General features: G+C 70.4%; 3 protein-coding genes and 1 tRNA gene. 2 read left to right on the top strand and 2 right to left on the bottom strand.

What is annotated here, in order from left to right; genetic code table 11:
* Nucleotides 1–687: phytoene/squalene synthase family protein (locus ACFE67_RS14975; protein WP_375407665.1), on the bottom strand; the 687-nt coding region annotated here is incomplete at its 3' end.
* A 115-nt stretch (nucleotides 688–802) separates the two neighbouring features.
* Between ACFE67_RS14975 and idi the strand changes: the two genes are divergently transcribed.
* Nucleotides 803–1,333: an isopentenyl-diphosphate Delta-isomerase gene (idi, locus tag ACFE67_RS14970; RefSeq protein WP_375407664.1), complete on the top strand. Its 531-nt coding sequence runs from the start codon at nucleotides 803–805 to the stop codon at nucleotides 1,331–1,333.
* A gap of 9 nt (nucleotides 1,334–1,342) precedes the next feature.
* On the opposite strand, the gene dcd is transcribed toward idi, so the two are convergent.
* Nucleotides 1,343–1,948, bottom strand: a complete 606-nt coding sequence (dcd, locus tag ACFE67_RS14965; RefSeq protein ID WP_375407663.1) for a dCTP deaminase — start codon at nucleotides 1,946–1,948, stop codon at nucleotides 1,343–1,345.
* A 66-nt stretch (nucleotides 1,949–2,014) separates the two neighbouring features.
* Here dcd and ACFE67_RS14960 point away from each other — a divergent pair.
* A tRNA-Gly gene (locus ACFE67_RS14960) sits at nucleotides 2,015–2,085 on the top strand.
* Nucleotide 2,086 lies beyond the last annotated feature (1 nt).

The raw sequence follows: 2,086 nt of genomic DNA, 5'->3' as shown, positions 1-2,086 counted from the left end.
GGCGAGCAGACGCGTCTTCGTCGCCTCGTCCAGGTGCGCGACGTCGACGCCGGGGAAGTAGGCGCGGCCCAGGCCCTCGGAATCGGCTGCGAGGTCGCGGAGGAAGTTGACCTTCTGGAACGCGGCACCGAGGCTCCGCGCTCCCGATTCGAGCACGGCGAGCTGCTCGGGGGTGCGCGGCGGGCCCGCGGCGACGAACGCGCGAAGGCACATCAGGCCGACGACCTCTGCAGAGCCGTCGACGTAGGCCTCGAAGGAGGCGTCGGTGTGCGACGCCCGCTCCAGGTCCATGCGCATGGAGGTGAAGAACGGGGTGACGATCGCGCGCTCGATCCCGACCTCCCGCGCCGTCGTGGCGAACGCGTGCACGACGAGGTTCGTGGACCAGCCGCTCGCCATCGCGCGATAGGTGTCCGCCTCGAGCTCGTCGAGCGCGGCGGCGATGCGCTCGGCCGGTACGCCGGCGGCCGCGGCGACGCCGTCGACGATCTCGTCGGCGAGGCGGACGAGCGCGTAGACGTTGCGGATGTGGATTCGGGTGCCGGCCGGCAGCAGCCGTACAGCGAGCCCGAACGAGGTCGAGTACTGGCCGATCACCACCGCGGAGGACCGCGCAGCAGCTCTGCCGTAGCGCTCGAGAGGAGCGGCGACCACGCTCACCACCCCCGAACGGGGGCTCTCGGACACCCCACTGGCATACGTCGCCCGCATCGGGGACGCCCTAGGCTTGCTGCCCATCCGCGCCCCCGAACGGGGGCGTCCCAGAACAGCACGACGGCAAGGGTACAACTGTGGGCATCGCATGACGGATCCCGACGAGCAGGTGGTTCTGGTCGACGACGACGGCACCGCCATCGGCATCGCCCCGAAAGCCACCGTGCACGGCCTGGACACCCCCCTCCACCTCGCATTCAGCTGCCACCTGCGGGACGGCGACGGGCGCGTCCTCGTGACCAGGCGAGCGCTGTCGAAGCGCACCTGGCCGGGGGTGTGGACCAACTCGTTCTGCGGGCACCCCTCCCCCGGTGAGGACATCCCGTCCGCGATCGCGCGCCGCGCCTTCGACGAGCTCGGCGTGACGGTCACGGATCTGCACCTCGTGCTGCCCGACTTCCGCTACCGCGCGACCGATGCCTCCGGGATCGTCGAGAACGAGGTGTGCCCGGTGTTCACCGCGGTCACCCTCGACGAGATCCAGCCCGATCCCGACGAGGTCGCGGAGTTCCGATGGATCGAGGCGGACGACCTCGAGGTCGCCGTCGGCAGGGCCCCGTGGGCCTTCAGCCCGTGGCTGGACCTGCAGCTCGCCGAGCTGTCCGGCATCCGCGCCTGAACCTCGGGTTCACGCCCCGGAGGCCCCCGCCTCGGTGACCGACACGTCGGATCTGACGAAGTTCAGGTACGAGCGCGACGCCGTCGGGCCCCGCTGCCCCTGGTAGCGGGAGGCGTACTCCCCCGACCCGTACGGGTGCTCGGCCGGCGAGCTGAGGCGGAAGAAGCAGAGCTGACCGATCTTCATCCCCGGCCACAGCTTGATGGGCAGGGTCGCCACGTTGCTCAGCTCGAGCGTGATGTGGCCGGTGAAGCCCGGATCCACGAAGCCCGCGGTCGAATGCGTCAGCAGCCCGAGCCGGCCGAGCGAGCTCTTCCCCTCCAGCCGCGCGGCGATGTCGTCCGGCAGCGTCACGGCCTCGAACGTCGCGCCGAGCACGAACTCCCCCGGATGGAGGACGAACGCGTCGCCCGGCTTCGTCTGCACCAGCCGCGTCAGGTCCGGCTGATGCTCCGCCGGGTCGATCACCGCGTACTTGTGGTTGTCGAACAGCCGGAAGTACCTGTCCAGCCGCACATCGAAGCTCGACGGCTGCAGCAGATCGGCGTCGTACGGGTCCAGCACCACCCGCCCCGAGGAGAGCTCCGCGGCGATGTCCCGATCCGACAGCAGCACGGACCGACCCTACTGGGGACCGGTTCGCCCCTTGCTACACTCCCCTGGCGCCCCTCGGGGCGCATCGCGGGCGTAGTTCAATGGCAGAACTCCAGCTTCCCAAGCTGGTAGTGCGGGTTCGATTCCCGTCGCCCGCTC

This window comes from uncultured Amnibacterium sp. (assembly GCF_964244015.1).
Taxonomy (GTDB): Bacteria; Actinomycetota; Actinomycetes; order Actinomycetales; family Microbacteriaceae; genus Amnibacterium.
Note: the sequence above shows the minus strand (reverse complement) of the source record. Positions and strands in the feature narration are given on the sequence as shown.

Coding starts and splice junctions, on each gene's coding strand:
- idi (WP_375407664.1), top strand. CDS start 803: ATGACGGATCCCGACGAGCAGGTGGTTCTGGTCGACGACGACGGCACC.